General features: G+C 67.9%; 25 protein-coding genes. 10 read left to right on the plus strand and 15 right to left on the minus strand.

Annotation, left to right across the window (positions count from 1 at the left end):
* The first annotated feature begins 4 nt into the window (after positions 1–4).
* The 3 genes from SFC76_RS05405 (at position 5) to SFC76_RS05415 (ending at position 4,227) form a co-directional block, all read left to right on the plus strand.
* Positions 5–550 carry a hypothetical protein gene (locus SFC76_RS05405; protein WP_322848446.1) on the plus strand — a complete coding sequence of 182 codons (546 nt, stop codon included), beginning with the start codon at positions 5–7 and terminating at the stop codon, positions 548–550.
* Positions 551–1,001: 451 nt separating this feature from the next.
* Entirely contained in the window at positions 1,002–2,129 is a 1,128-nt protein-coding gene (locus tag SFC76_RS05410; protein ID WP_322848447.1) for an HlyD family secretion protein, read from the plus strand.
* A gap of 1 nt (position 2,130) precedes the next feature.
* Positions 2,131–4,227 carry a peptidase domain-containing ABC transporter gene (locus tag SFC76_RS05415; RefSeq protein ID WP_322848448.1) on the plus strand — a complete coding sequence of 699 codons (2,097 nt, stop codon included), beginning with the start codon at positions 2,131–2,133 and terminating at the stop codon, positions 4,225–4,227.
* A gap of 4 nt (positions 4,228–4,231) precedes the next feature.
* Here the strand turns inward: SFC76_RS05415 and SFC76_RS05420 are convergent, their stop codons facing one another.
* The 3 genes from SFC76_RS05420 to SFC76_RS05430 form a co-directional block, all read right to left on the minus strand.
* A complete protein-coding gene (locus SFC76_RS05420; protein WP_322848449.1) occupies positions 4,232–4,672 on the minus strand; it encodes a hypothetical protein in 441 nt (146 codons plus the stop codon).
* A gap of 66 nt (positions 4,673–4,738) precedes the next feature.
* A complete protein-coding gene (locus SFC76_RS05425) occupies positions 4,739–4,918 on the minus strand; it encodes a hypothetical protein (RefSeq protein ID WP_322848450.1) in 180 nt (59 codons plus the stop codon).
* A gap of 125 nt (positions 4,919–5,043) precedes the next feature.
* Positions 5,044–5,934, minus strand: a complete 891-nt coding sequence (locus SFC76_RS05430) for a 3'-5' exonuclease (RefSeq protein ID WP_322848451.1) — start codon at positions 5,932–5,934, stop codon at positions 5,044–5,046.
* Between the two features lie 232 nt (positions 5,935–6,166).
* Between SFC76_RS05430 and SFC76_RS05435 the strand changes: the two genes are divergently transcribed.
* Positions 6,167–7,039 carry a DUF429 domain-containing protein gene (locus tag SFC76_RS05435; RefSeq protein ID WP_322848452.1) on the plus strand — a complete coding sequence of 291 codons (873 nt, stop codon included), beginning with the start codon at positions 6,167–6,169 and terminating at the stop codon, positions 7,037–7,039.
* A 7-nt stretch (positions 7,040–7,046) separates the two neighbouring features.
* Positions 7,047–7,604 carry a hydrolase gene (locus SFC76_RS05440; protein WP_322848453.1) on the plus strand — a complete coding sequence of 186 codons (558 nt, stop codon included), beginning with the start codon at positions 7,047–7,049 and terminating at the stop codon, positions 7,602–7,604.
* A 175-nt stretch (positions 7,605–7,779) separates the two neighbouring features.
* Here the strand turns inward: SFC76_RS05440 and SFC76_RS05445 are convergent, their stop codons facing one another.
* Positions 7,780–8,262 carry a TlpA disulfide reductase family protein gene (locus tag SFC76_RS05445; protein ID WP_322848454.1) on the minus strand — a complete coding sequence of 161 codons (483 nt, stop codon included), beginning with the start codon at positions 8,260–8,262 and terminating at the stop codon, positions 7,780–7,782.
* Positions 8,263–8,389: 127 nt separating this feature from the next.
* On the opposite strand from SFC76_RS05445, the gene argH reads away from it, so the two are divergent.
* From argH to SFC76_RS05470, 5 genes are read left to right on the plus strand one after another with little or no spacing between them, the layout of a single operon-like run.
* Positions 8,390–9,757, plus strand: a complete 1,368-nt coding sequence (gene argH / locus SFC76_RS05450) for an argininosuccinate lyase (RefSeq protein WP_322848646.1) — start codon at positions 8,390–8,392, stop codon at positions 9,755–9,757.
* Positions 9,754–9,990 carry a hypothetical protein gene (locus SFC76_RS05455; protein ID WP_322848455.1) on the plus strand — a complete coding sequence of 79 codons (237 nt, stop codon included), beginning with the start codon at positions 9,754–9,756 and terminating at the stop codon, positions 9,988–9,990. The genes argH and SFC76_RS05455 overlap by 4 nt, the downstream gene beginning before the upstream one ends.
* 22 nt (positions 9,991–10,012) lie before the next feature.
* Positions 10,013–11,290 (plus strand): diaminopimelate decarboxylase, encoded by a 1,278-nt coding sequence (gene lysA, locus SFC76_RS05460; RefSeq protein ID WP_322848456.1) that lies wholly within the window; start codon positions 10,013–10,015, stop codon positions 11,288–11,290.
* On the plus strand, positions 11,260–12,045 hold the full coding sequence (locus SFC76_RS05465; protein WP_322848457.1) for a precorrin-2 dehydrogenase/sirohydrochlorin ferrochelatase family protein: 786 nt from the start codon (positions 11,260–11,262) through the stop codon (positions 12,043–12,045). Before lysA ends, SFC76_RS05465 begins: the two co-directional genes overlap by 31 nt.
* Positions 12,042–12,995, plus strand: coding sequence for a zinc transporter ZntB (locus tag SFC76_RS05470; protein ID WP_322848458.1), 954 nt, complete (start codon positions 12,042–12,044; stop codon positions 12,993–12,995). The genes SFC76_RS05465 and SFC76_RS05470 overlap by 4 nt, the downstream gene beginning before the upstream one ends.
* Positions 12,996–13,339: 344 nt before the next feature.
* Here the strand turns inward: SFC76_RS05470 and fliS are convergent, their stop codons facing one another.
* From fliS to SFC76_RS05525, 11 genes are read right to left on the minus strand one after another with little or no spacing between them, the layout of a single operon-like run.
* Complete coding sequence (gene fliS / locus SFC76_RS05475; RefSeq protein WP_322848459.1) at positions 13,340–13,738, minus strand: flagellar export chaperone FliS; 399 nt, start codon at positions 13,736–13,738, stop codon at positions 13,340–13,342.
* A complete protein-coding gene (fliD, locus tag SFC76_RS05480) occupies positions 13,738–15,240 on the minus strand; it encodes a flagellar filament capping protein FliD (RefSeq protein WP_322848460.1) in 1,503 nt (500 codons plus the stop codon). Before fliD ends, fliS begins: the two co-directional genes overlap by 1 nt.
* Positions 15,241–15,289: 49 nt before the next feature.
* Positions 15,290–16,429 (minus strand): flagellar type III secretion system protein FlhB, encoded by a 1,140-nt coding sequence (locus tag SFC76_RS05485; protein WP_322848461.1) that lies wholly within the window; start codon positions 16,427–16,429, stop codon positions 15,290–15,292.
* Positions 16,429–17,199, minus strand: coding sequence for a flagellar biosynthetic protein FliR (gene fliR / locus SFC76_RS05490; RefSeq protein ID WP_322848462.1), 771 nt, complete (start codon positions 17,197–17,199; stop codon positions 16,429–16,431). Before fliR ends, SFC76_RS05485 begins: the two co-directional genes overlap by 1 nt.
* 4 nt (positions 17,200–17,203) lie before the next feature.
* Positions 17,204–17,473 carry a flagellar biosynthesis protein FliQ gene (gene fliQ / locus SFC76_RS05495; RefSeq protein WP_037535176.1) on the minus strand — a complete coding sequence of 90 codons (270 nt, stop codon included), beginning with the start codon at positions 17,471–17,473 and terminating at the stop codon, positions 17,204–17,206.
* Positions 17,474–17,484: 11 nt separating this feature from the next.
* Positions 17,485–18,369, minus strand: a complete 885-nt coding sequence (gene fliP / locus SFC76_RS05500; RefSeq protein ID WP_322848463.1) for a flagellar type III secretion system pore protein FliP — start codon at positions 18,367–18,369, stop codon at positions 17,485–17,487.
* A complete protein-coding gene (locus tag SFC76_RS05505; RefSeq protein WP_038664023.1) occupies positions 18,366–18,620 on the minus strand; it encodes a flagellar biosynthetic protein FliO in 255 nt (84 codons plus the stop codon). Before SFC76_RS05505 ends, fliP begins: the two co-directional genes overlap by 4 nt.
* Positions 18,621–18,630: 10 nt before the next feature.
* On the minus strand, positions 18,631–18,933 hold the full coding sequence (fliN, locus tag SFC76_RS05510; protein WP_038664020.1) for a flagellar motor switch protein FliN: 303 nt from the start codon (positions 18,931–18,933) through the stop codon (positions 18,631–18,633).
* Complete coding sequence (locus SFC76_RS05515; RefSeq protein ID WP_322848464.1) at positions 18,930–19,868, minus strand: flagellar motor switch protein FliM; 939 nt, start codon at positions 19,866–19,868, stop codon at positions 18,930–18,932. Before SFC76_RS05515 ends, fliN begins: the two co-directional genes overlap by 4 nt.
* Positions 19,869–19,872: 4 nt before the next feature.
* Entirely contained in the window at positions 19,873–20,490 is a 618-nt protein-coding gene (locus SFC76_RS05520) for a flagellar basal body-associated FliL family protein (protein ID WP_322848465.1), read from the minus strand.
* A 20-nt stretch (positions 20,491–20,510) separates the two neighbouring features.
* The gene (locus SFC76_RS05525) at positions 20,511–23,060 is read right to left on the minus strand and encodes a flagellar hook-length control protein FliK (RefSeq protein WP_322848466.1); all 2,550 of its coding nucleotides are present in this window, start codon (positions 23,058–23,060) and stop codon (positions 20,511–20,513) included.
* Positions 23,061–23,063 lie beyond the last annotated feature (3 nt).

Here is a 23,063-nt window from a genome sequence, read left to right on the forward strand (position 1 = left end):
ATAGATGGCATTCTTCGTTGATCACGGAGACGAGGTGTTCTCGTTCTCTATTCGCCCCAAAGGAGCCATCCTGACGAAGGTGTTCAGGCTGTCACGGAAGCAGGCGATCCTGTCCGACATCCTGATCAATGCGGGCGTCGCGGGATCTCTTATCTGCCTGACCGCGATTCTCTTCAAATCCACGCACTGGTCGACATCCTCCAGGAAGGACGACCAATTCGTCGCGGTTGCGTCGACCGCATTCAGCCTCATCGTGTATCTGTCGTATGTAGCCTCGCTCGCTTGGTTCCGAGCGTCTGGGGCCTCGGGCACCGTTTCGGATTCTCTGATACCGAACGCGAGGAAAACGGTTCTCTTCTACGTGAGCGTGATCATGCTCATCTCCGTCCCCTTCGCATCCTTGAAGCTGCTGAGCGGAACGGTTTCCCCCGACCAGTCGGTGGTCGACTGGCTGGGTTCGTTCGGCCCGGTAGCCATAGTCACCATTCTCCTCGCCATCGTCCTGTTCTGCTTGAAGCAGATCTGGATGAGCATGCGTGCCGACCGTTGACGATCAATCGTCTACGGCGGCCGGCTCCGTCGCAGTGCGAATCGGCATGACTTGGTCGGGTTGAACCGGTAACCCGGTCTTCCTTGATGATGGAGCTGACCCATCGTAACCGTCCCGAAGTCTGCACCTGGCTGCTTTGATCGCCTCCGGCGGCTGCGATGGTGCCGGCCCGTAACGTTGTCTCGACACTCTGGTTTCCCGAACGTCGATCCGTCTCTTCCACGCCGCCTTTGATCCCACACGTCTTTCTGACAGATCGGAGCGGCGGGAAGGTCGGACCTCAGACCTATGGAAAGATGCTTCTGGCATCTTAAGAGGTCTTGCTGTTTGGTTGGCGTCGGGTCATGTGAGGTTTATGTTTAGACGCGAAGTACAGCTGGCTCAACAGAACAGACTGCATGGCGACGTTTCTTTGGCGATGCCCGTCTCATGGCATCTGATCGGGTATGGCATGCTCGCGATGCTGGCTACGTCGATCGCATTTCTATTCGCCGGATCATATGCGCGGGTCGAGACGGTGGTGGGGCAGATAGAGCCCGATCTCGGCGCTGCTCAGATCGTACCCTCACGAGCAGGCATCGTAACCGCCATTCCGGCGAAGGAAGGCGAGCATGTGCGAGCCGCGTCGCCTCTGGTCTCCGTTCGGGTGGAGGAGATCGGGCGCGCGGGGGGCACCGGTCCTACCCAGGTACTCACGGCACTCGGCGAGCAGGATGCGCAGCTAGCCGCGCAGCAGCGATCGACCCTCGCCGGCGCTGGCGCCACTCGTCAGCGCCTCGCAGCCCAGATCACCGGACTGCGCGCAGAGACGGCGGCGCTCGATCAGCAGATCGTCAGTCAGCGCCGCCTGGTAGAGGTGGCTCAGGGCGACTATGACCGTTCCCAGGTGATCGCCTCAAAGGGGTTTCTCAGCAGGCGTGACCTACAGACCCGGGAGGAGGCCTTGGTCGGACGTCAGCAGCAGCTGGCCAGTCTTGCACAGACGCGTGCCGACAAGCAGGCAAGCCTTATCGAGGCCAGCCGGGCGATCGAGGAAGCGGGCCGCACCGCACAGGCGGCAGCGGCGGGGATCGCAGGAGACCGGGCTTCGGTCGCTCAGCGGCGGTTCGACGTGGAAGCGTCACGCGGCTATACGCTGACATCTCCGATCGCCGGTGTAGTCACTGCGGTGACCGCCCGGATAGGACAACCCGCACAGCCGGCCGCCCCCTTGATGACGATCGTGCCGGCGGGCGCTAGGCTGGAGGCGCAGCTGTATGTTCCGACGGAGGCGGCCGGCTTCCTGACGGTCGGGCAGGAGGTCCGTCTGCAGGTCGATGCGTTCCCCTACACGCGGTTCGGTTCGGTCCGAGCCGCCGTGAGCAGGATCAGTTCTGCCGCCGTCAATCGCGCTTCGGCGAATGGACGTTCCGAACCAGTCTATCTGGTGATCGCCTCCATCGACGAACCGCGGATCTACGCCTTCGGTCGCTTCCATCGTCTTCAACCCGACATGACCCTGACCGCCAGGATCGTCACGGAGAAGCGCACGCTGGCCGAGTGGCTGTTCGAACCCATTCTCGCCGTTCGCCGCCGCTGACATGGCCAAGCTGGACCTTGGTCTCTTCGGGCGCAGTACGGTCCGTCACGTTCGGCAGACGGAGGTCGCCGAATGCGGACTCGCCTGCCTTGCGATGGTGGCAGGATACCATGGGCTCGACGTCGATCTGAACACCTTGCGGCGGCGTCATGCGCCGTCCCTCAGGGGGGCGTCTCTGAAGAGCCTCATAGCGGTGGCGGACGATCTCGGCTTCGCATCCAGGCCGGTCAAGCTGCCCCTGGACGCGCTTGCCGACCTGCATCTTCCGGCGGTCCTGCACTGGGACATGAACCATTACGTGGTTCTGGAGCGGATCGAGCGCGGTCGCGCACTCATCCTCGATCCGGCATCGGGCGCGGCACGGCGCATGCCGCTGGCGGAAGTCTCCCGTCACTTCACCGGCGTGGCCTTGGAACTCCGCCCGTCAACCGGCTTCGAGCCCGCGAATCACCGTCAGCGACTTCATCTCCGCCACCTCTGTGGACGGATGCGGGGCTGGAAGCGGGCGGCCGCGCAGACCCTGGCGCTGACCATAGTGCTGCAGGCGTACACGCTAGCGTCGCCGTACTACATGCAGCTCGCGCTGGACAGCGTGGTGCCGGCGCTTGACAGCAACCTGCTCGCGGTTCTCGCGCTCGGGTTCGGACTATTCACCGTCTTCAACGCAGGCGCGTCGTTGCTGCGCGGCTTCGTGCTGCTCTCGGTCGGCACAATCATGGGTTACACGCTGGCGACCAATCTCGCGCGGCGTCTGTTCCGTCTTCCGGTCGAATGGTTCGAACGCCGACATGTGGGCGACGTGCTGTCGCGCTTCCAGTCGGTGCAGCCGATACAGGACGCGTTGACGCAGGGGCTGGTCGGATCTCTGGTCGACGGCATCCTCGCGGTTCTGACATTCGCGCTCATGCTCTGGTACAGCACCGGGCTCGCTCTGATCGCACTGGCGGCCTTCCTTGCCTATGCCGTGGTGCGCCTCATCTCGTTCGGGTTCGAACGGGATGCGCGCGAAGCGGGGATCGTCACGGTGGCGAAGGAGCAGTCCACGTTGATCGAGACGGTTAGGGGGATCGTCACGCTGCGTTTGTTCGGACGTGAGGCCGAACGACACGTCCTTTGGCAGAACCGCCTGGCGGACGCGACGAATGCGGCGATCGGGGTGTCGCGCATCGGCATCTGGCAGCAGGCTGCGAACACGCTGATCTTCGGTCTCGAAAACGTCGTGACGATCTGGCTGGCCATAAGGCTGGTCCTGTCCGGGGGGTTCTCCGTCGGCATGGTCGTCGCGTACCTAGCCTACAAGCAGCAGTTCCTCACGCGCGCCGCGTCCCTGATCGATCAAGGGATCGCGTTCCGAATGCTGGGACTGCACCTAGAACGTCTAGGCGACATCGCACTGGAGGACGAGGACAGGGGTTTCGCCGCCGGTTCGGGGCAGGAGACGCCCTTCAGCGGCCGGATCCGTCTGAGCGGCATCATGTATCGCTACTCTCCCACCGATCCCATGATATTGAACCGTATCGATCTCGATGTCCCGGCCGGATCGTACATCGCGATCACAGGACCTTCGGGGGGCGGCAAGTCGACGCTTGCTAAGCTGATCCTCGGGCTGGTCGAGCCGGATGAAGGCGAAGTGCTCATCGACGAGACGCCGCTGCACCGTTTCGGCCACCGCAACTATCAGTCCCAGATCGCCGCGGTCCTCCAAGAGGACAGCCTCTTCGCAGGTTCGATCGCCGACAACATCGCTCTCTTCGACGACGCCGCGGATCCCGAAAGGATCATGCGCTCCGCCGCCATCGCTGCGATCCACCATGAGATCATGGCGATGCCGATGAAGTACGAGTCGCTCGTCGGGGACATGGGGTCGGCGCTGTCCGGCGGTCAGAAGGCGCGCCTGCTGCTGGCCCGGGCGATATATCGCCAGCCCCGGCTGCTGTTGCTGGACGAGGGGACCGCCCATCTGGACGCCGAGAACGAGAAGGTGATCAACCGAGCTATCAGAGACCTCAACATTACCCGGATCGTCATAGCGCACCGGGCGGAGACGATAGAATCCGCGGACTACTGTCTCACCCTTAGGGACGGAAAACTGACCTGATCCGCTATGCCGGAACCAAGAGGTATGCCGCGTTATAGCATAGATGTATCGCCAGCATGCCGATGAAGCCTTGAACCGCATTCTGTCCGTGGATCTGGACCGTGCGAAGCATGAATGTCGAGCCCGCTGCAAACATGAGCGCCGGAAACAAGGCTCCGAGGTCTGCACCATGGGACATGAAGGCTATAATGGAGATCAGAGCTACGAACCCGATGGTCCTTGATCTGCCTGCTCCATTCCGAAATAAGATGCGGTAGACAAGAAGGACGATCAAGCTTTCCACGACGGGTGATATCAGAAGGAGGTTGAGGATCTTGTGCTGAACTCCGCTACGAACGGCGCGATTCTGAGCTGCCGCGGCGGGGTTGATCAGACTTGCGACGCCGGCGAGAAGCATCATCGACGCGAAGAGCAATGCCACATACTTTGCGATACGGATGCTCATCAAAATCACAATTATATAAGTAAGGCCGCAGCGGGCTGCAGCCTTACCATTTGCATCGTCTGGAAATCAACCGATGAAGAGGTTGGGATCCTCGTTCGGCGTAAGCCTGTACCAGGCAAGGAATTTGTCGGCCCCCATACCGACGGCCTCACCCGGATTGTCATATGCCCATCCCAGACTTTGGAAGAACCCGCCCCCGCTGATCGACGACGTTTCGACGGCATCCAGTTCTACGACCTTCGACATGGTTATCCCTTCCGATGGCTCCTTCGGCATCGGCAAGTTGGAACCCTTTTGTGAAGGTCAAATGACAGTATCGGCTTTATCTGAGTCAGATCGAACTATCTCTCGGAGCAGAAGCGGATGCGACTTCAGTCCGACGCCGAATACCTCTCAGTCCAGGTGATCCTGCGCGTGCGTGGCTCGCGGCGCCCGCCATACAGCATCAGACTCGCCCAGGCGATCTCGTCGGCGATCGCCTCGTCCGCTACGGCCGCGGACCAGAGCTTCCGCTCGGCGATCCATCTGTAACCCCGCTCCTTGAGGACCCCCTTGGCCGAGAACGGGGCGTCGACGGCATCAACGATCCAATCGGATCGCCGGGCGCGCTCCACCATCCGCCCTGCGACCGTGCCGCCGTCGTCCAGCGGGTGATCGAGCAGATGCAGGAGGGCGGTGACGTCGGTCTGCGCTCGATGCGCATCGAAGAACCAGCCCATGCGTCCCAGAAGTCCGGACAGGGTGCGGTTCTCGAACCCCATTCCCGTCCAGTCGACATCGTTGAGCGAGCAGGCCCAAGGCCGACCGGCGGCCATCGGCAGCCGCTTCTCGGCGAAAGCACGATCGAAGCGGGCGTTGTGTGCGACCACGAAGTCGGCGGAGAGCATCATCGCGCCCGCTTCGCCGTCCGCGATCGACCGGCCGGCGACATCCGGGTCGGCGAGTCCCGTGATCTCCGTGATGTGTGCGGGAATAGGGATCGAGGGCTGCTCGAACCAGGTGCGGGGTCTGCCCGTCTCGATGATCCTGCCATGCTGATCCAGCCTGAACCGCTGCATCGCCAGCTCGATGATCTCGTGCTCGCGATGATCGAGTCCGGTCGTCTCGAGGTCGAGCGCCAGGCCGATCATCCCCTCGACCCGCCCACCATGCGGGGGGCTTCGGTCCATGGTACGGATCCGCCTCAGGACCCTGTAGTCGTCGTGCCGGTCCAGCACGCGCGCGAGCACGTCGGGCTGGACCGGCACGGCCACCCACGTCATCCACTTGTCCCGTAAAGCGTCCGGCGCTCGCGTTAATGGATTGCAGGACTTTGCTATGGCTGCGATCTCGATGCGGGCTGCGGCATGGAGTCGTTCGAAGATCCGGTATCTTAGGCACTTAACTTTGAGGCTCCGCCAAGCGAAGGTTACTTAATTTATCTCAGTTCGTTATGTTACTCAAAATGCGGAAGATTTTTATGTGGCAGATAAATTTGGTCGGCATTTTCGCCACATGTGCGATCTCTCCTCACCGCTGAACCCTGATCTCGTCGTGCTCGGTATCGACGCGGCGTGGACCGCGATGCGGCCGAGCGGGGTGGCGCTCGCCGTGCGGCGGGCGGGGCGGTGGACGCTATGCGCGGTGGCGCCGTCCTATGCGTACTTCCTGGCGCTCGCGCGCGGCGAAATGCTCGACGGTGCGCCGATGGGGGCGGTGCCGGACGTGGCTGCGCTGCTCGATGCGGCACGCGCGCTGGCGGGTGCGCCCGTCGGGCTTGTCGCGATCGACATGCCGCTGGCGCTCACGCCTATCGTCGCGCGGCGGCCGTCCGACAATGCGATCGCGCGGGCGTTCGGCGCGTGGCATTGCGCGACGCATTCGCCCAGCGCGGAACGGCCGGGGGCGCTGAGCGACGCGTTGCGTGCCGGCTTCGCCGCGGCGGGCTATCCGTTGCGGACACGCGATGCGCAGGCGGGCGGGCTGATTGAGGTCTATCCGCATCCGGCGCTGGTGCGCCTCGCGGGCGGCAGCCGGCGCTTGCCGTACAAGGCCGGCAACAGCGCCAAATATTGGCCGGGTGCGCCGCTCGCGGTGCGGCGCGGGCTGTTCCATGCCGAATGGCGGCGGATCGCGGCGTTGCTCGCGACGCGGTTCGACGCGCTTGCCGATCACCTGCCGCCGCTCGCCGATCATCCCTCGGGCATCGCCGCGAAGGCGCATGAGGACATGCTCGACGCGATCGTCTGCGCCTGGGTCGGCGTCACCGCGCTGGAAGGCGCGGCGGACGCCTATGGCGACGACGATTCGGCGATCTGGGTGCCGCGGGCGTTACCGGAAATCGGGCCGGAGATCGAGCCGGGAACCGGGGCGCGCGCGACCGGTTGAACGCGGCATGCCGACGCTCGACCCCCGCTCCACCGCCCTCATCCTCATCGACCTGCAGGCCGGCATCGTCGCCGGCGACAAGGGGCCACACGGCGCCGACGCCGTCGTCGCCGCGGGCAAGACGCTCGCCGCACGCTTCCGTGCGCAGGGCGCGCCGGTGGTTCTGGTCCATGTCGGGTTCACCCCCGAGACGATGCCGAGCCTGAACGTCGATCAGCCGCGTCTGCCCGCAGAAGGGACGCCGCCGGGGTTCAGCGAGCTGGTCGACGGGTTGCGGCAGGACGGCGACGTCGTCGTGCTCAAGCACCATTGGGGGGCGTTCACCGGCACCGACCTCGACCTGCAACTGCGTCGCCGCGGCGTGAAGACGGTGGTGATCGCCGGCATCGCGACCAATTTCGGGGTGGAATCGACTGCGCGGGCGGCGTGGGAGCTGTCTTATGACGTGGTGATCGTCGAGGATGCGTGCACCTCGCGCTCCGCCGAGCTGCATGACTTCGCGATCCGTCACATCCTGCCGCAGATCGCGCGGGTGGTGACGGTGGAGACGGTCACGTTGGGGTGAGGGACTTGAACGATCCCGTTTGCCGAAGGTAGCGACCTCTGCCCGACCAGACCCGTCACCCCGGACGCGCCACCGATCCGCAGATGTGCGGTTCCGCCTCAAGCCGCTCCTCGCCGCAGAGGGGACCCCGGAACGGGTCCGGGGTGACGGGGTGGGTGGGATGACGGTCTGAACCTCACCCCGCTTCGGCGATCAGCTTGGCCGCGGCGGCGCTGTTCCAGTCGTTGCCGCCGTTCCAGCGCCACACTTCCTTGCCCGCCGAATCGAACAGGATCGTCGTCGGCAGATTCGCGCTCCAGCCCGAGGCGAGCGCCATCTTGTTGTCGAGGTAGGGCGTCAGCGTCGGCGCGCCATGATCCTTCAGGAACGCCGGCACCTCCGCGGCCGCACCGGTGTCCTGACTGATCGCGGCGACGCGGATATTGCCGCTCTTCGCCAGCGCTTCGAGCGTCGGCAGCTCGGCGACGCACGGTCCGCACCAGGTTGCCCAAAGGTTTACCAGCACCGGCTTGCCTTTGAACGCCGCCAGCGTCGTCGCTTTGCCGGTCGCGTCCTTGAAGCCGGTGGCGGGCGCGGCCTCGCCCTTGTGGCTGCGATCGAGGCCGATCTGCGCGGTCGCGGCGGCCCCGGTCGCCTCGTCCGGAGACGCTGCGCTCACGTTCGCTTGCGCGTTTGCTTGCTCGGGGGGCGTGCTTTGCCTATCGCAGCCCGCGGCGGTGAGCGCCAGGAGACAGACGATCGCGACGCGCGCGGAAGAGGCCAAGAGCATGAGCGGTTCCAATTCGATGTGGGGCGGCAGGTTCGCCGAAGGCCCGGCGGCGGTGATGCGTGAGATTAACGCATCGATCCCGTTCGACAAGCGGATGTGGCGACAGGATATCGCCGGATCGAAGGCGCATGTCGCGATGCTCGCGCAGCAGGGCATCGTCTCGGCCGCGGACGCCGCGACGATCGATGCCGGGCTCGACGCGGTCGCCGCCGATTATGCGGCGAACGGCGTGCCCGAGGATCTGGCGCTCGAAGACATCCATATGCTGACCGAGGCGAAGCTGGCGGACCGCATCGGCCCGGTCGCGGGCCGGCTGCACACCGCGCGCTCGCGCAACGACCAAGTCGCGACCGATTTCCGGCTTTGGGTGCGCGATGCGATCGATCAGGTGCTCGCCGCGCTCGACGCGCTGACGCAGGCGTTGCTGACCCGCGCCAAGGAGCATGCCGATGCGGTGATGCCCGGCTTCACGCATCTGCAATCGGCGCAACCGGTGACGCTCGGCCACCATCTGATGGCCTATGTCGAGATGGTCGCACGCGACATCTCGCGCTTCCGCGACGCGCGGGCGCGGATGAACCTGTGTCCGTTGGGCTCGGCGGCGCTGGCGGGAACGAGCTTCCCGCTCGACCGGCAGATGACCGCGGCGGCCTTGGGCTTCGACGGCCCGACGCGCAACAGCCTCGATGCGGTGAGCGACCGCGACTTCGCGATCGATTACCTCACCGCCGCGACGCAGACCGCGCTGCACCTGTCGCGGCTCGCCGAGGAATTCGTGCTGTGGGCGTCGCAGCCGTTCGGCTTCGTCGCTTTGTCCGACCAATGGTCGACAGGCAGCTCGATCATGCCGCAGAAGCGCAACCCCGATGCCGCCGAGCTGGTGCGCGGCCACGCCGGGCGCATCCTCGGCTGCCAGACCGCGCTGATGGTGACGATGAAGGGCCTGCCGCTCGCCTATTCGAAGGACATGCAGGACGACAAGCCGCCGGTGTTCGAGGCGCACGACCTGCTCGGCCTGTCGATCGCGGCGATGACCGGCATGATCGAGAGCGCGACCTTCCGCACCGACCGGATGCGCGGGCTGGCCGAGAGCGGCTTCGCCACCGCGACCGATTTCGCCGACTGGCTGGTGCGCGAGGCCGGCCTGCCGTTCCGCGAGGCGCATCACGTCACCGGCCGCGCGGTCAAACGCGCCGAGGAACTGGGAGTGCGGCTCGACGAACTGCCCTATGCCGAATTCCAGGCGATCGACGCGCGGGTGAACGAGAGCCTGTACGACGTGCTGTCGGTCGATGCCTCGGTCGCCAGCCGGACCAGCTTCGGTGGTACCGCGCCCGCCAACGTGCGCGCCGCGATCGCGGCTGCGCGGGAGAGCCTGTCATGAAGCGCCTGATCCCCCTCGCACTGGTGCTGGCGCTCGCCGGCTGCGGCGCCGCCAAACAATTGCAGCCCGCACCGGGCGCGTCGTTGCCGCCTGCGCCCTATGGCGCCAAGGCGACGCCCACCCCGGCGCAATTGCTCACTCCGACGACGCAGCAGCGACCGCAGCGCAGCGACGAGTTGCTCAGCAACTCCGAACAGCGGCGCAGCGACGATTTCGACCTGCCCCCCAATTGATCGCGAGATAGATCAAGGCCCGATGAACCATTTCGATTACCGCGACGGCATTCTCCATTGCGAGGACGTGCCGATGACCCGCATCGCGGACGAGGTCGGCACGCCGGTCTACGTCTATTCGACCGCGACCTTCCGCCGCCATGCGCAGGTGTTCCGCGACGGGTTGAAGGACCTCGGCCGCGTCCACCTCGCTTATGCGATCAAGGCCAACCCCAATGTCGCGGTGCTGCGCGTCCTTGCCGAGGAAGGCTATGGCGCCGACGTCGTCTCGGGCGGCGAGATGGCGCGCGCGCTGGCGGCGGGCATCCCGGCGGCGGACATCGTCTTCTCGGGCGTCGGCAAGACCCGCGCCGAACTGTCGCGCGGGCTCGACGAGGGGATCGGCCAGTTCAACCTCGAACTGGAGGAAGAGGGCGTCGTCCTCGCGCAGATCGCGCACGCCAAGGGCAAAAGCGCGCCCGCGGTGCTCCGCGTCAATCCCGACGTCGACGCCGGCACGCACGCCAAGATCTCGACCGGGCGCGCCGAGAACAAGTTCGGCGTGCCGATCGATCGGGCGCCGGCGATGTTCGACCGGCTCGCGCCCCTGGACGGCATCGACCTGCGCGGCGTCGCCTGCCACATCGGCAGCCAGCTCGCCGATCTCTCGCGGCTGGAAGAGGCGTATCGCCGGATCGGGCAGCTCGTCGCGGACCTGCGTGCCGCCGGCCACACGATCACTCGCGTCGATCTCGGCGGCGGCCTCGGGGTCCCGTACAAGGCGGGCGATGTGCTGCCGAGCCCGGCCGATTACGGCGCGATGGTCGCGCGCGTCACCGAGGGCTGGGACGTCGAGCTGATGTTCGAGCCGGGCCGCGTCATCGCCGGCAATGCCGGCGTGCTGCTGACCGAGGTGATCTGGGTCAAGCCGGGCGTCACCAACCCCTATGTCATCGTCGATGCGGCGATGAACGACCTCGCCCGCCCGGCGCTCTACGACGCCTGGCACGATTTCGACGCGGTCGCGCCGAGCGGCGAGCGGATGACCGCCAATATCGCCGGCCCGGTCTGCGAAAGCGGCGACACCTTCGCGATGGGTCGCGATATCGACGCGGTGAAGAGCGGCGACCTCGCGGTGTTCCGCACCGCCGGCGCCTATGGCGCGACGATGGCCTCGACCTACAACAGCCGCGCGCTGGTGCCCGAGGTGCTGGTCGACGGCGATCGGTTCGCGGTGGTCGCCGACCGGATCGCGGCGGAGACGATCCTCGCCGCCGAGCGGGTGCCCGAATGGCTGACGCCGGGACGCGTGGCGCGGTGACGCTGCATAGCCTGCCGCTGTTCGTGCGGCTGGTGGGCCGCCCGGTGATCCTGCTCGGCAGCGGCGAGCCCGCCGATGCCAAGCGCCGGCTGCTCAAACGTGCCGGCGCCGTCATCGTCGGCGAGGAGGCTGCGGCGGCGCTCGCGGTGATCGCGATCGAGGACGAGGGCGAGGCGCTGGCGGCGGTGGCGCGGCTCAAGGCGCGCGGGCTGCTGGTCAATGCGGTTGATCGGCCCGACCATTGCGACTTCACCACGCCGGCGATCGTTGATCGCGCGCCGGTGCTGATCGCGATCGGCACCGGCGGCGTGTCGGCGGGGTTGGCGGCGGCGCTGCGCCAGCGGCTCGAGGCGCTGCTGCCGGCGGGCCTCGGCGCGCTGGCGGACCGGTTGCAGGCGGCGCGGCCGGCGCTGCGCCGGCGCTACCCCGATGGCGGCGAGCGACGCCGGGCGCTTGGGGCGGCGATGGCGGCGGGCGGCGCGCTCGATCCGCTGGTCGGGGAGGGCGATGTCGAGCGCTGGCTCGCCGCCGATCAGGCGCGCGCCACCGGCCATGTCCGCATCGTGCTGACCTCCACCGATCCCGACGACCTGACGCTGCGGCAGGCGCGCGCGCTCGCCAACGCCGACCGCGTGCTCCACCACCCCGGCGTACCCGCGGCGATCCTCGATCGCGCGCGGGCCGATGCGGCGCGGGAACCGTGGTGCCCCGACACGGCGTCGGACGGCCTCACCGTCGAGCTGGTGATGGCATGAGCGGGTTCGGCTATCGCATCACCGACGGCAAGGTCGAGCGGGTGGCGGTCAAGGCGGCGCTGTCCTGCACCGCCGACTTCGTCTGGGTGCATCTGACCAGCAACGAGGCGGAGGCGCAGGCGTGGCTGCACGATACGGCGGGGCTCGACGATTACGTCGTCGATGCGCTCACCGCGAGCGAAACGCGGCCGCGCTGCGAGGCGTTCGCCGATGGCGCGTTGCTCAACCTGCGCGGCCGCTCGACCGAGGAGGTCACCTCCGGCGATGCGCTCGCCTCGGTGCGGATCTGGGCGATCAAGGGCCGGGTCTATTCGGTGACGCGCCGCGCGCTGATCGGCATCGCCGAGGTCGAGAAGGAGGTCGAGGCCGGCGAGATCGTCGATCCCGGCGACTTCATCGCCGCGGTATCGACCGCGATCACCAGCGATCTCGACCCGCATGTCGCCGATCTCGGCGACGAACTCGACGATTGCGAGGAGCGGCTCGACGCGAACCGCGTCTTCGACCTGCGCCGTACCGTCACCCGCGTCCGCGTCGCCGCGATCGGCTATCGCCGGTTCCTCAGCCCGCAGCGCGCCGCGCTGGAGAAGCTGGCGACGCTGCCCGGCGCGTGGCTGGCGGAGGACGACCGCCGCCACCTCGCCGCCGCCGCCGATCGCGCCGCGCGCATGGCCGAGGAGCTCGAATCGATCCGCGAGCGCGCCTCGCTGATGCACGAGGCGCTGACCGACCTCAGGAGCGAGCAGATCGACGGTCGTTCGCTGGTCATCTCGATCATCGCGATGATCTTCCTGCCGTTGACCTTCATCACCGGCGTCTACGGGATGAACGTCGCCGATCTGCCCTATGCGCAGAAGCCCTGGGCGTTCGACGCGATCATGGGGCTCTGCGCGGCGATCGCGGTGCTGGTGCTCGGCTATTTCTCGCGCCGGCACTGGTTCCAGAAATAGTCTGTCACCACGGGCTCCTTCGAGCATCCTGCGAAAAGCCCGATGTACCCCGGCGAAGGCCGGGGTCCAGTGGGGAAGGCCGCGGTAAGTCATTACAAAGCTTCACCAAACTGGGCCCCGGCCTTCGCCGGGGTACGGCTCTGGTGTGCAACATACGACTTTCGCAGAGGTCTCGACACAATCCGGGATCCACCGGGCCGCAAGAGAGCGATTTCGCCTCAAGCCTCTCTCCTCGCCGCGGGGTGGACCCCGGAACGAGTCCGGGGTGACGGCGTGGGCTGGGAAAGTGCGGGGCCAACAGGAACACCAATATGCGATCGCCATCCCGGGGGTAGGGCGGATGGTTACGCCGCGCGCGCGGTGCGCCAGGCTTCGGCGATCTCGCTGAGGCTGCTCGCCGCTTCACGGAACGGGGTGGGGTCGTAGCCGACCGAGGCGTGGATCACCGTCTGCCGGATGCCCGCGTACAGCCGCGCCAGCGTGGTCGACACCTCGCCGCCGCGCTCGAAATCGAGGCCCGATTCGAGCGCGAACAGGATCGCGGTCGCGCGGGTCACGCGCTCGCTCTTGGTGCGCAGCTGGTTGTGCTCGACCGCCCAGGCCGCCGCGCGCAGCGCCGACACCAGTTCCTCGTACAGCAATTGCACGAGGCCGGGGCCTTGCGCATCGGCGGTGCGGCCGACGACGTCGATCTGGCGATAGGTGGCGTAGGGATCGCCCCGAAGTGTGGTCGCGTAGGCCATTACTTGTCCGAATTCCAAGCCTTGATCTGGTTTTCGAGGAACGTCTGGGTCGATTTGTAGGCGGCGACCTTGCTGTTCATCGTCGAGAATTGCTGCGTCAGCCGGGTCGACATCGCATCCGACAGCGTCGTGATCTTCGCCTGTTCGTCGGTCAGCGCGCCCTGCGCCTTGGTGTAGCGCGCGGTCGATGCGCCCAGCCCGGTGATGCTGCTCGCCGCCGCCAGCGAGATGCCGCTCAACGTGCTCGCCAGGCCCAGCGCGTTGCCCGAGGTCGTCGCGAACATCGCCTCGACCTCGTCGGGATAGGCCGCCATGGCCTTGTTCAGCGTTGCGGTGTTGACGCTCAGCGTGCCGTCGCGGTTGGTCGAGACGCCGAGCTGCGCGAGCGTCGTGGGCGCATTGCCGTTGCCGGTGGATACCAGCGACTTGGTGGTCAGCGACTGGAGCGAGCGCAGCAGCGTCTTGGCGGCGGTATCCTGTTTGAGGTCGCCGGTGCCCGCGTCGGTCACGCCCTTCGCGCTCGCAAAGACCTGGTTGTAGGTGTCGACGAAATCGCTGACCGCCTGCGCGATCGCGCTGGTCGGGCGGGTGCTCGACAGCGCCACCGGGCCGTTCGAGACCGCGTTGAGCTGCAGCTTCACGCCGCTGACGAGGTCGGTGACGGTGTTGCTGCTGCGCTGCACGTCGACGCCGTCGACGGTCAGCCTGGCGTTGGCGGCGGTGCCGGTCAGCGTCGTCGCGGCGCCGGGGGCGACGTTGAACTGGCTGAGCTTGCTGTTGGCATCGTCGGCCTGGAGCGTGAACGCCTGGTTGGTGCCGGTGGTCCCCTTCAGCGACAGCACCGCCTTGCCGTCGGCATCGGTGATGACGCTGGCGGTGACGCCCGCCTTGGCCGCGTTGATCGCGCTGGCGATGCCGTCGAGGCTGCCGTCGGTGACGTTGATCGACACCGCCGACCCGCTGGTCGCGGTAAAATCGGTCATCGCGGTGCCGGCGGCATTGTAGGTCGCGGTGCCGAGCTTGAGCGTCAGCGTACCGGTGGCGATCGTCGCGCTGCGGTCGGCGACCGCGGCGGAGCGCGCACCCTGCGCCGAGGCGAGCGCGGTGACGGTGATGCTGGAGCTAAGGTTGCCGACCTTGCCGCCGCTGATCGCGGTAGCGCCGAGTGCGGTCGGATTGGAACTGACCGGCTGCGTCTGCAACGTGCCGTTACCGCTCAGCGAGCCGAGCGCGGTTGAGAATGTGGCGATTGTGCTCTTGAGCGTGCTCGCCGCCGAGATCTGCGCGGTGAGCGCGGTGTTGCGGCTGGCGATCGCGGCGTTCTTGGCGGCGAATTGCGCCTGCACGAGCGCCGTCACCAGCGAGCCCGTATCGACGCCCGATCCGGTGTTGAGCGAGGTCAGCACCTGCTGCGCGGCATTCTTGGTGACGCCCGCGCCGGTGGTCGCCGCCGGGGTGGGCGTCGGCGTCGGCGTGCTGGTCGTGGCAGTCGTGGTGGTCATCGTCGCACTCCGCGCTTCATTCCTGTTAACGACCGCAGCCGCCGGGATTTTAGGATTTCCTTGGCGCTATCTTGATGCCGTGTTCGTCGAAGCGGGCGCCTTCGGGCACGTCGATCGGCGGCTGGACGATGCCGCCCGCCGCGGCGTTGACGTTGAAGACGAAGGCGAGGACGGTGGCGATCGCGACGTACAAATCGTCGCGTACTTCCTGCCCTTCGCGGCTGGTGTAATAGACCGCGCGGGCGAGCAGCGGATATTCGAGCACCGGCACGCGCATCTCGCCCGCCGCCTCGCGGATCGCCAGCGCGATCGCGCCGCGGCCCTTGGCGACGACCACCGGCACCTGGTCCTGCCCGCGATCGTAGCGCAGCGCGACCGCGAAATGGGTCGGATTGGTCAGCACGACATGCGCCTCCGCCACCGCCTTGCGCACGCCGCCGGTCGCCATCGCGCGCTGCATCGCGCGCTGATGCCCCTTCGCCTCCGGCGAGCCCTCGGTTTCCTTATGCTCGTCGCGCACTTCCTGTTTGGTCATGCGCAGCTTGCTCAGCAGCTGCATGATCTGCACCGGCACGTCGAACAGCGCGATCGCGAAAAGGCCGCCGGCCATCGCGATCATGATGCCGGTGAAGGTGCCGCCCAGCTCGCTCACCGCATCGCCGAGACTCGACGAGGTGAGGCCTAGCGTCGCCCGGCTCGATTTCCACAGCATATAGCCGCCGATCACGCTGAGCAGCACGACCTTGAGCAGCGACTTGCCGAGCTCGATCCACCCCTGCGGCCCGATGATCCGCTTGAGGCCGGAGGCGGGGTTGATGCGATTGCCCTTGAAGGCCATCAGCTTGTTGTTCCAGGTCAGCGAGCCGAGGCCCGCCGAGCTGACGATCGTCGCGATCACGCTGACCGCGAACAACGTGATGAGCGAGGGCAACAGCTTGAGCCCCGCCTCCTGCAACGGCCGCCATGGCGAGAAATCCTCGACGTCGGCCCGGTCGAACTGGAAGCTCGCCGCCATCACCGCCTTGCAGGCGGCGAGCAGCGAGGGGCCGGCGAAGATCAGCCAGGCGACGCCCGCCATCACCACCAGCGCGGTGGCAAAATCCTTCGACTTGAGGATGTTGCCGTCTTCGGCCGCCTTTTGCTTGCGCTTGGCGGTTGGGGCTTCCGTCTTGTCGCCACCCTCCGACATCAGCCGTTCACCAGCGCTTGCGTCGCGGCGAGGCCCTCGCGGACAATGACGAGCATATAGTCGCCCATCGCCGGGAAGGCGACGGCGAGCGCGATCACGCCGACCGCGAGGCTGGCGGGCATGCCGACCGAGAACAGGTTGAGCGCGGGTGCGGCACGGCTGACCATGCCGACGATGATGTTGAGGCAGAGCAGCAGGAAGCCGACCGGCAGCGCGAGCAGCAGCCCGGCGAGGAAGGCATAGCCGCCGAAAAACGCGATCTGCTTGAGCTGGTCGGGCGCGATCCAGGTGCCCGGCGGCATCGTCTCATAGCTCTTCACCAGCAGTTCGACGAGGACGAGATGGCCGTCGACCGAGAGGAACAGCAAGGTCAGCATCACGCTGAAGAACTGGCCGAGTGCCGGGGTCGAACGGCCGTTCTGCGGATCGACCGACGAGGCGAAGCCGATCCCCATCGAACCGCCGATGATCTCCGAGGCGATCATCGGCGCGGCAAAGGCGATCTGGAGGATGAAGCCGATCGCCGAGCCGACCAGAGCCTCGGCGAAGATCGCGAGGAAGGTCGCGACCGCGAAGATCTGCGCGGGCGGCACGATCGGGTGGACGGCGAGCACGAAGATGCCGATCGCGCCGGACAGGCCGACGCGCACCGGCAACGGGATCGCCACCGCGCCGAACACCGGCGCGACGATGAACGCCGCCCCGATCCGCACCATGACGAACATCAACGCCCAGAGTTTGGGCTCGATCGCGAGGCCGAAGCCGAGCATCGACCTACTTCACCAGATCCGGAATGCGTTCGAACATGCCGACGGTGAAATCGGTGAGCAGGCCGAGGATCAGGCTGCCGAAGATCATGATCGAGAAAGCGACGACGAGCAGCTTGGGCACGAAGCTCAGCGTCTGTTCGTTGATCGACGTCGCCGCCTGGATCATGCCGAGGATCAGCCCGGCGAGCAGCGCCGGGATCAGGATCGGCGCGCTGGCCAGCGCCAGCACCCACATCGTCTGGTTGGCGACGGTGAGGAAATAATCTGCGTCCATGGCTGCGCTCCTCAGGTCGCGAACGAATTGGCGAGGCTGCCCATCGTCAACGCCCAGCCGTCGACGAGCACGAACAGCAGCAATTTGAACGGCAGCGAGATGATCGTCGGCGACAGCATCGCCATGCCGAGCGCCATCAGCACCGTCGCGACGACGAGGTCGATGACGATGAACGGCAGGAACATCAGGAAGCCGATCTGGAACGCGGTCTTCAGCTCCGAGGTGACGAAGGCGGGCAGCAGCACGGCGAACGGAATGTCGGTGGGCGAGGCATAGGGGCCGGATTTCGCCATGTCGGCGAACATCGTGACGTCCTTGATCCGCGTCTGCTTGACCATGAAGGCGTGGAGCGGCGCGCCGGCGCGTTCGATCATCTGCGTGCCGGCGAGCTGGCCGGCGGCATAAGGCTGGATCGCCTGCGTGTTCATCTGGCTGATCGTCGGTGCCATGATGAACAGCGACAGGAACAGGGCGAGCCCGATCAGCACCTGATTGGGCGGCGTTTGTTGCAACCCCAGCGCCTGGCGCAGCACCGCGAGGACGATGACGATCCGAGTGAAGCTGGTCATCATCAGCAGGATGCCGGGCAGGATCGTCAGCAGGCCCATGATGATGAGGACCTGGAGCGACAGCGACAGCGGCGCCGACTGCGTCCCGCCCGAGGCGGCGCCCGAACTCAATTGCCCCAGCGCGCGATCGACCGCGTCGCCGACACCAGGCGCCGGCGCGGCGGGTGTGCCTTGCGCGAAGGCGGGCATCGCGATCAGCAGCGCGAGCGCGATCGCGAGGATCGCCCACAGCCATTTGTGCGCACGGTCGCGGCCACCGCGGCGCGACGCGCGCGCGGGCCGGATCAGCGCTGGCCCATGGCCGTTGCGGGTGACGGTGATGCTCACTGGTCCACCTTGTCGATCAGCGTGACGCCGCCGCGGCCGACCGAGACGAGCAGCCGCTTGCCCTCGAAATCGAGCACCGCGAGCCGCAGGCCCGGCGAGATCATCATCGTTTCCTTGATCGCGATGAGCCGGTTGGGCGCCTTGCCGGGCATCCGCGTCTCGAGCTTGCGCCAGGCGTAGAGGCAGCCGATCATCAGGCCGCAGACCAGCGGCAGCAGGATGACGAGCTTGAGGATATAGGACCAGAGCATAAGTCTGCCTTCAGCCGCGCGAGGGAGCGGATTTGTCGGGGGTGACCAGTTCGGTCATCCGCACGCCGAAGCGGTCGCCGACGGTGACGACCTCGCCGCGGCCGATCAGCGTGCCGTTGACGAAGACGTCGAGCAGTTCGTTCGCCTGCCGGTCGAGCTCGATCACGCTCGATTCGCCCAGGGCGAGCAATTCGCGCAGCGTGAGCTGGGTGGAGCCGATCTCCACGGTCAGCTTGACATCGACGTCCTGGAGCAGCCGGAAATTGGCGGCCACCCCCGCATCGAGCGGAAAGCCGCCGGTCATATCGTTCATGCGTCAGGTCCTTCGTCGTCGAATCGGGCAATGGAGGTAAGGCGGACGGCGGCGTGGCCGTTCGAGGTGCCGACGGTGCCCTTGCCCAGGCAGTCGCTGCCGACCATCACCGGCACTTCCGGGCCGAAGCTGATCGGGATCACGTCGCCCGGCTTGAGGTTCATCAGCATCGACAGCGGCACCACCGGCTCGGCGAGCACCGAGCGGATCGGGAAGCGGACGTTCATCGCGGCGCGGGTCAGCGACGTGCGCCAGGCGGGGTCCGCCTCCTGCTTGTCGAGCACCTTGCCGGTCAGCGTCGGCGCGTGCGGCTTGAGCGCGGTCACCGGGTAGAGCAGGTCGATGAACACCGGCTTGTCGTCGCCCGCGGCGAGACCGAAGCGGGTGACGATCATCGCATCGTCGGTATCGGTAGCGAGCATCGCCGGGTTGATCTCGACCCGCGTCGGGGTGAAGTCCATCCGCGCCAGCGGCTCCCAGGCGGAGCGGAGCGGGCCGGCGATCGCGGCGCCGATCTTGCCGACGATCGCCTCGGCGGCGGGCGAGAATTCGGCCGGCACCACCGCGGGCGCGGCGCCGGTGCCGCCGAAGAACAGGTCGAGCATCTCGAGCACGAACACGCCGTCGAGCACGCACAGGCCGGTCGCGCCCTGCGGCGACATGATCAGCGGCAGCCACGCGGTCAGCCCGTCGGCACGCTCCGTACGATAGTCGCCGAATCGCTGGACGACGAGCGGCTCGGCCCAGGCGCGCACCTCGCGCCGCAACAGCGGCTCGAACACGCCGCGCAACGCCCGCGCGAGCCGCGCCGACAGATGCTGCAGCGTGTGCAGGTCGCCGAACGGATTGAGCTTGGTCTCGCCGAGCCGCGCCGCATGCGCGGCGGGGCGGCGTTCCCTTGCCCGTCGTTCGGAGGTTTCTGCGGCATTAACCATGGGCTCACTGAACAACGAAATTGGTAAAGTAGACGTTACTGATGCCGCCGAATCCTTCTTTTTGTTCGAGAGTCGTGTTGATCGCCTTGGCGATGCGCTGCTGCATCTGCTGCTTGCCGGCGGAGCTGAACACCTGCTCCTCGGGCGTGTCGCCGAGGGTGAGCAGCACCGCCGAACGGATCGCGATGTCGTTGGTCTTCAGATTTTCGATGACCGTATCATCATAGGGGGTCGAGACGGCGATGCCGACCTGGATGACGTGCACCGAATCCTGCAGGTTCGAGGTGAACTGCGGGTCCATCGCGTAGTAATTGGAGGCGTATTTGTCGCCGTCGCCGCCCGAGGGCGTGTGCTTGCCGCCGCTCGCCGCCGCGTCACCGCCATGGCCCTCGCCGCCTTCGCCGCCCGCGGCGGGGCGCTTCTGTTCGGCTTTGGGGATCAGCTTGGGGCCGTGCTCCTCGGGCGCCGCGGCATGGCCGCCGCCGATCAGGCCGCTGCTCGCCGCATAGACGCCGGCGCCGACGCCGCCGCCCACCAGGACGACCAGCGCGACCACCATGATCACGATCTTCTTCATGCCGCCCTTCTTCTTCTTGGGGGCGTCTTCGGGTTTGTCGCTCATCGTCTCATATCCTCAGGAAGTCAGGCGACGCGGCCGTCGGCGGCGGCGTCGGTTTCGGGGGAGGGCGCCCGGGCCGGCGAGGCCGGCTGGCGCGCGGAGGTCTGGTTCTGGCGCGGCTGCTGTTGGCCGGTCTGCGCCTGATTGGGTTGCGGCTGGCCGCTGGCGGTCTGCGCCGACGCCTGGCCGGAGGGCTGGCCCTCCGACTGGGTTTGCGACTGGCCCTGTGACTGGGTTTGTGACTGACCGGTATTGGTCTGGCCGGCCGGTGCCGCCTCGACGACGGTCTGGCCGATGCGCAGGCCGCGTTCCTCGGCGATCGCGGCGAGGCGGGGCTGGGCATCCTCGATCAGCGTGCGCGTCGTCGCATCGGCGGCGGCGAAGCGGACGTGGATCGCATCGCCGACCGTCTTCACCGCGATATCGATCACGCCGAGCGCGTCGGGGACGAGGCGGATGCGCGTGTCGTTGGCATTGGCGGCGTCGCGCAGCGTCTCGATATGGTCGATCATCGCCGCCGGCCAGCCGTTCTGGCGCAGGTCGAGCGTCGGTTGCGGATCGGCGATGGCGCTGCTGCCGGCGACGGGCGCGAGCGCGGACGTCGCGGTCGGCGCCAGCTCGGCCGGCTCGGCGGCGCGGCGCTCGTCGGCACCGGCGGCGGCGTGGATCGCGGCACCGAACACCTGCGAGGCCGGTGCGGTCGTGCCCGCGGGCGCCTGCGGCAACGCCGCCGCCTGCGGCCGCAACGCGACCGTCTGGCGCGTCGTGCCGCCGACCTCCCGCACGAACGCGCGCGGCTGCGGCACCGGGGTGGCGGGCGCAGGGGCGGCGATCACGGGCGCGGCGGCGATCGCGACCGGCGCTACCGCCGCGATGACGGGGGACGTGGCGGGGGCAGGTGCCGACGCGGTTGCGGGCACCGGCGCAGCGACCGCCGGCTGCGTAGCGGGGGTGACCGGTGTGGCCTCTGCCGGTGTGGTCGCGGTGGGGACCGGCGCGGCGATGGTGATCGGCTGCGGCGCGCTCGCGGGGGCGGGGGCCGGTGCGAGCGGCGCATCGGCGGCCGCGACTGCCGGACGATCGCCGATGACGGCAGGCGGGGCCCGGTCCGCCACCGTCGGCGGGACAGGCGCGGCAGATGGCGCGGAGGCGATCGGCGTCGTCGTCTGGCGCTGCGCCGAGCGGACCCGCGTCGTCGCCGGACCGGCGCTTGCGTTGCCGACGGGCTGCGATCGGGCGATCTGCACCGGCGCGGCGGCCGTGGCTACCGCCTCGGCCACGACCGGCGCGGCCGCTGCGGGCGCTGCGGGCATCGGAGGCGGTGCGGTATCGGCGATGCGCGGCGCGACCGGAGCGGCGTCGTCGGATGGCTTCGGCGTGGCCGGCGAGGGCTGGAATTGGTCCGGCAGGAGCGTCGGCGCGGCGGGCGTCCGTGCGACCGCCGGCGGCGTCGGTTCGGGCGCGCGCGCCGGCGTGGTCACGGCCGCGAAAGCATCCGCTCGCGGTGGCTGTGTGGCGGTCGGTGCCGTGGGCTGCGGCACCGCCGGCGGAGCGATCGGGGCGGGGACCGCCGTCTTGGTGGCCACCGCGACGCGACGGACCTGTTGCGGCTGTTCCGAGACGACCGGCGTCGGCGTCGGCGTGGGCGCCGGCGTCGGGGCGGCCTGGGCGATCACCGCGGCGTCCGGTTGCGGCAACGCCGGCGTGTCGATGGCTACCGGGACGGCGGCCTCGTCGCTCTGATCGCTGGGGGTGGCGGGTGCCTCGTCCGGTTGAGACGGCGCTGGCATGGCGGGATCGGCTACACGCGGTGTGGCCGTGCGTGCGCCGCGCACCGGCGCCTCGGCCTTGCCGGCGGCGCGTTTCGTCGGCGCTTCGGGTGTGACGACGACGGCATCCGCGACCGGCGCGGGTCGCGGGGCGTCGCCGGCTTGCGAAGCGATCGACGTCGCCGCCGGGAGGGTCGCGACCACCGGTGCCGGATCGGGCGACGGTGCGGCAGCCGGCGTCGGCCGACGTTCGACGGTCTTGGCGGCAAGGCGCGCGGCTGCGTCGGACTGCTGTGCCGGGATCTCGGGGGTTGCCGGCGTCGCCGGTGCGGCTGCGACCGGCAACGGATCGGCGGTCGCGACGTCCGTAGCGGGCACCGTTGCCGCAAGCGCCACCACCGAAGCGCCGTTGTTCGCAACCGGCCGGAAGCTGCGCGGCGTCGCGACCGGCACCGCCTCTGCCACCGGCATCGCGGCGAGCGCCGGCGGCACGTCGAGCGGCGCGGGTACGGGAATGTCGACCGCCGCCAGCCACGCGAGCGCGGGATCGACCCTTGCGGTCACCGTGGCGGTCGGCAGCGGCATGCCGGGAGCGGCAAGGCCTTGCCGGCCGGTGTCGATCGGCGTGATGGTTACGGTCATGGCCGCGGGGGCGGCAGCCGGCGGGGCGGACAGGGGCACCACATCCGCCTCGCCGCCCACCGCCAGCATCGACAGCGCGAACATCTCGCCGCCGGCCGGCGACGCGCCCTTGCCCGGCAGGCCGGGGGCGATCGTGGCGACGGCAGTGGCGGGAGTGATCATCGG

Source organism: Sphingomonas sp. CD22, from assembly GCF_034556155.1.
Taxonomy (GTDB): Bacteria; Pseudomonadota; Alphaproteobacteria; order Sphingomonadales; family Sphingomonadaceae; genus Sphingomonas.

Coding starts and splice junctions, on each gene's coding strand:
- SFC76_RS05405 (WP_322848446.1), top strand. CDS start 5: ATGGCATTCTTCGTTGATCACGGAGACGAGGTGTTCTCGTTCTCTATT.
- SFC76_RS05410 (WP_322848447.1), top strand. CDS start 1,002: ATGCTCGCGATGCTGGCTACGTCGATCGCATTTCTATTCGCCGGATCA.
- SFC76_RS05415 (WP_322848448.1), top strand. CDS start 2,131: ATGGCCAAGCTGGACCTTGGTCTCTTCGGGCGCAGTACGGTCCGTCAC.
- SFC76_RS05420 (WP_322848449.1), bottom strand. CDS start 4,672: ATGAGCATCCGTATCGCAAAGTATGTGGCATTGCTCTTCGCGTCGATG.
- SFC76_RS05425 (WP_322848450.1), bottom strand. CDS start 4,918: ATGTCGAAGGTCGTAGAACTGGATGCCGTCGAAACGTCGTCGATCAGC.
- SFC76_RS05430 (WP_322848451.1), bottom strand. CDS start 5,934: ATGACGTGGGTGGCCGTGCCGGTCCAGCCCGACGTGCTCGCGCGCGTG.
- SFC76_RS05435 (WP_322848452.1), top strand. CDS start 6,167: ATGTGCGATCTCTCCTCACCGCTGAACCCTGATCTCGTCGTGCTCGGT.
- SFC76_RS05440 (WP_322848453.1), top strand. CDS start 7,047: ATGCCGACGCTCGACCCCCGCTCCACCGCCCTCATCCTCATCGACCTG.
- argH (WP_322848646.1), top strand. CDS start 8,390: ATGTGGGGCGGCAGGTTCGCCGAAGGCCCGGCGGCGGTGATGCGTGAG.
- SFC76_RS05455 (WP_322848455.1), top strand. CDS start 9,754: ATGAAGCGCCTGATCCCCCTCGCACTGGTGCTGGCGCTCGCCGGCTGC.
- lysA (WP_322848456.1), top strand. CDS start 10,013: ATGAACCATTTCGATTACCGCGACGGCATTCTCCATTGCGAGGACGTG.
- SFC76_RS05465 (WP_322848457.1), top strand. CDS start 11,260: ATGGCTGACGCCGGGACGCGTGGCGCGGTGACGCTGCATAGCCTGCCG.
- SFC76_RS05470 (WP_322848458.1), top strand. CDS start 12,042: ATGAGCGGGTTCGGCTATCGCATCACCGACGGCAAGGTCGAGCGGGTG.
- fliS (WP_322848459.1), bottom strand. CDS start 13,738: ATGGCCTACGCGACCACACTTCGGGGCGATCCCTACGCCACCTATCGC.
- fliD (WP_322848460.1), bottom strand. CDS start 15,240: ATGACCACCACGACTGCCACGACCAGCACGCCGACGCCGACGCCCACC.
- SFC76_RS05485 (WP_322848461.1), bottom strand. CDS start 16,429: ATGTCGGAGGGTGGCGACAAGACGGAAGCCCCAACCGCCAAGCGCAAG.
- fliR (WP_322848462.1), bottom strand. CDS start 17,199: ATGCTCGGCTTCGGCCTCGCGATCGAGCCCAAACTCTGGGCGTTGATG.
- fliQ (WP_037535176.1), bottom strand. CDS start 17,473: ATGGACGCAGATTATTTCCTCACCGTCGCCAACCAGACGATGTGGGTG.
- SFC76_RS05505 (WP_038664023.1), bottom strand. CDS start 18,620: ATGCTCTGGTCCTATATCCTCAAGCTCGTCATCCTGCTGCCGCTGGTC.
- fliN (WP_038664020.1), bottom strand. CDS start 18,933: ATGAACGATATGACCGGCGGCTTTCCGCTCGATGCGGGGGTGGCCGCC.
- SFC76_RS05515 (WP_322848464.1), bottom strand. CDS start 19,868: ATGGTTAATGCCGCAGAAACCTCCGAACGACGGGCAAGGGAACGCCGC.
- SFC76_RS05520 (WP_322848465.1), bottom strand. CDS start 20,490: ATGAGCGACAAACCCGAAGACGCCCCCAAGAAGAAGAAGGGCGGCATG.
- SFC76_RS05525 (WP_322848466.1), bottom strand. CDS start 23,060: ATGATCACTCCCGCCACTGCCGTCGCCACGATCGCCCCCGGCCTGCCG.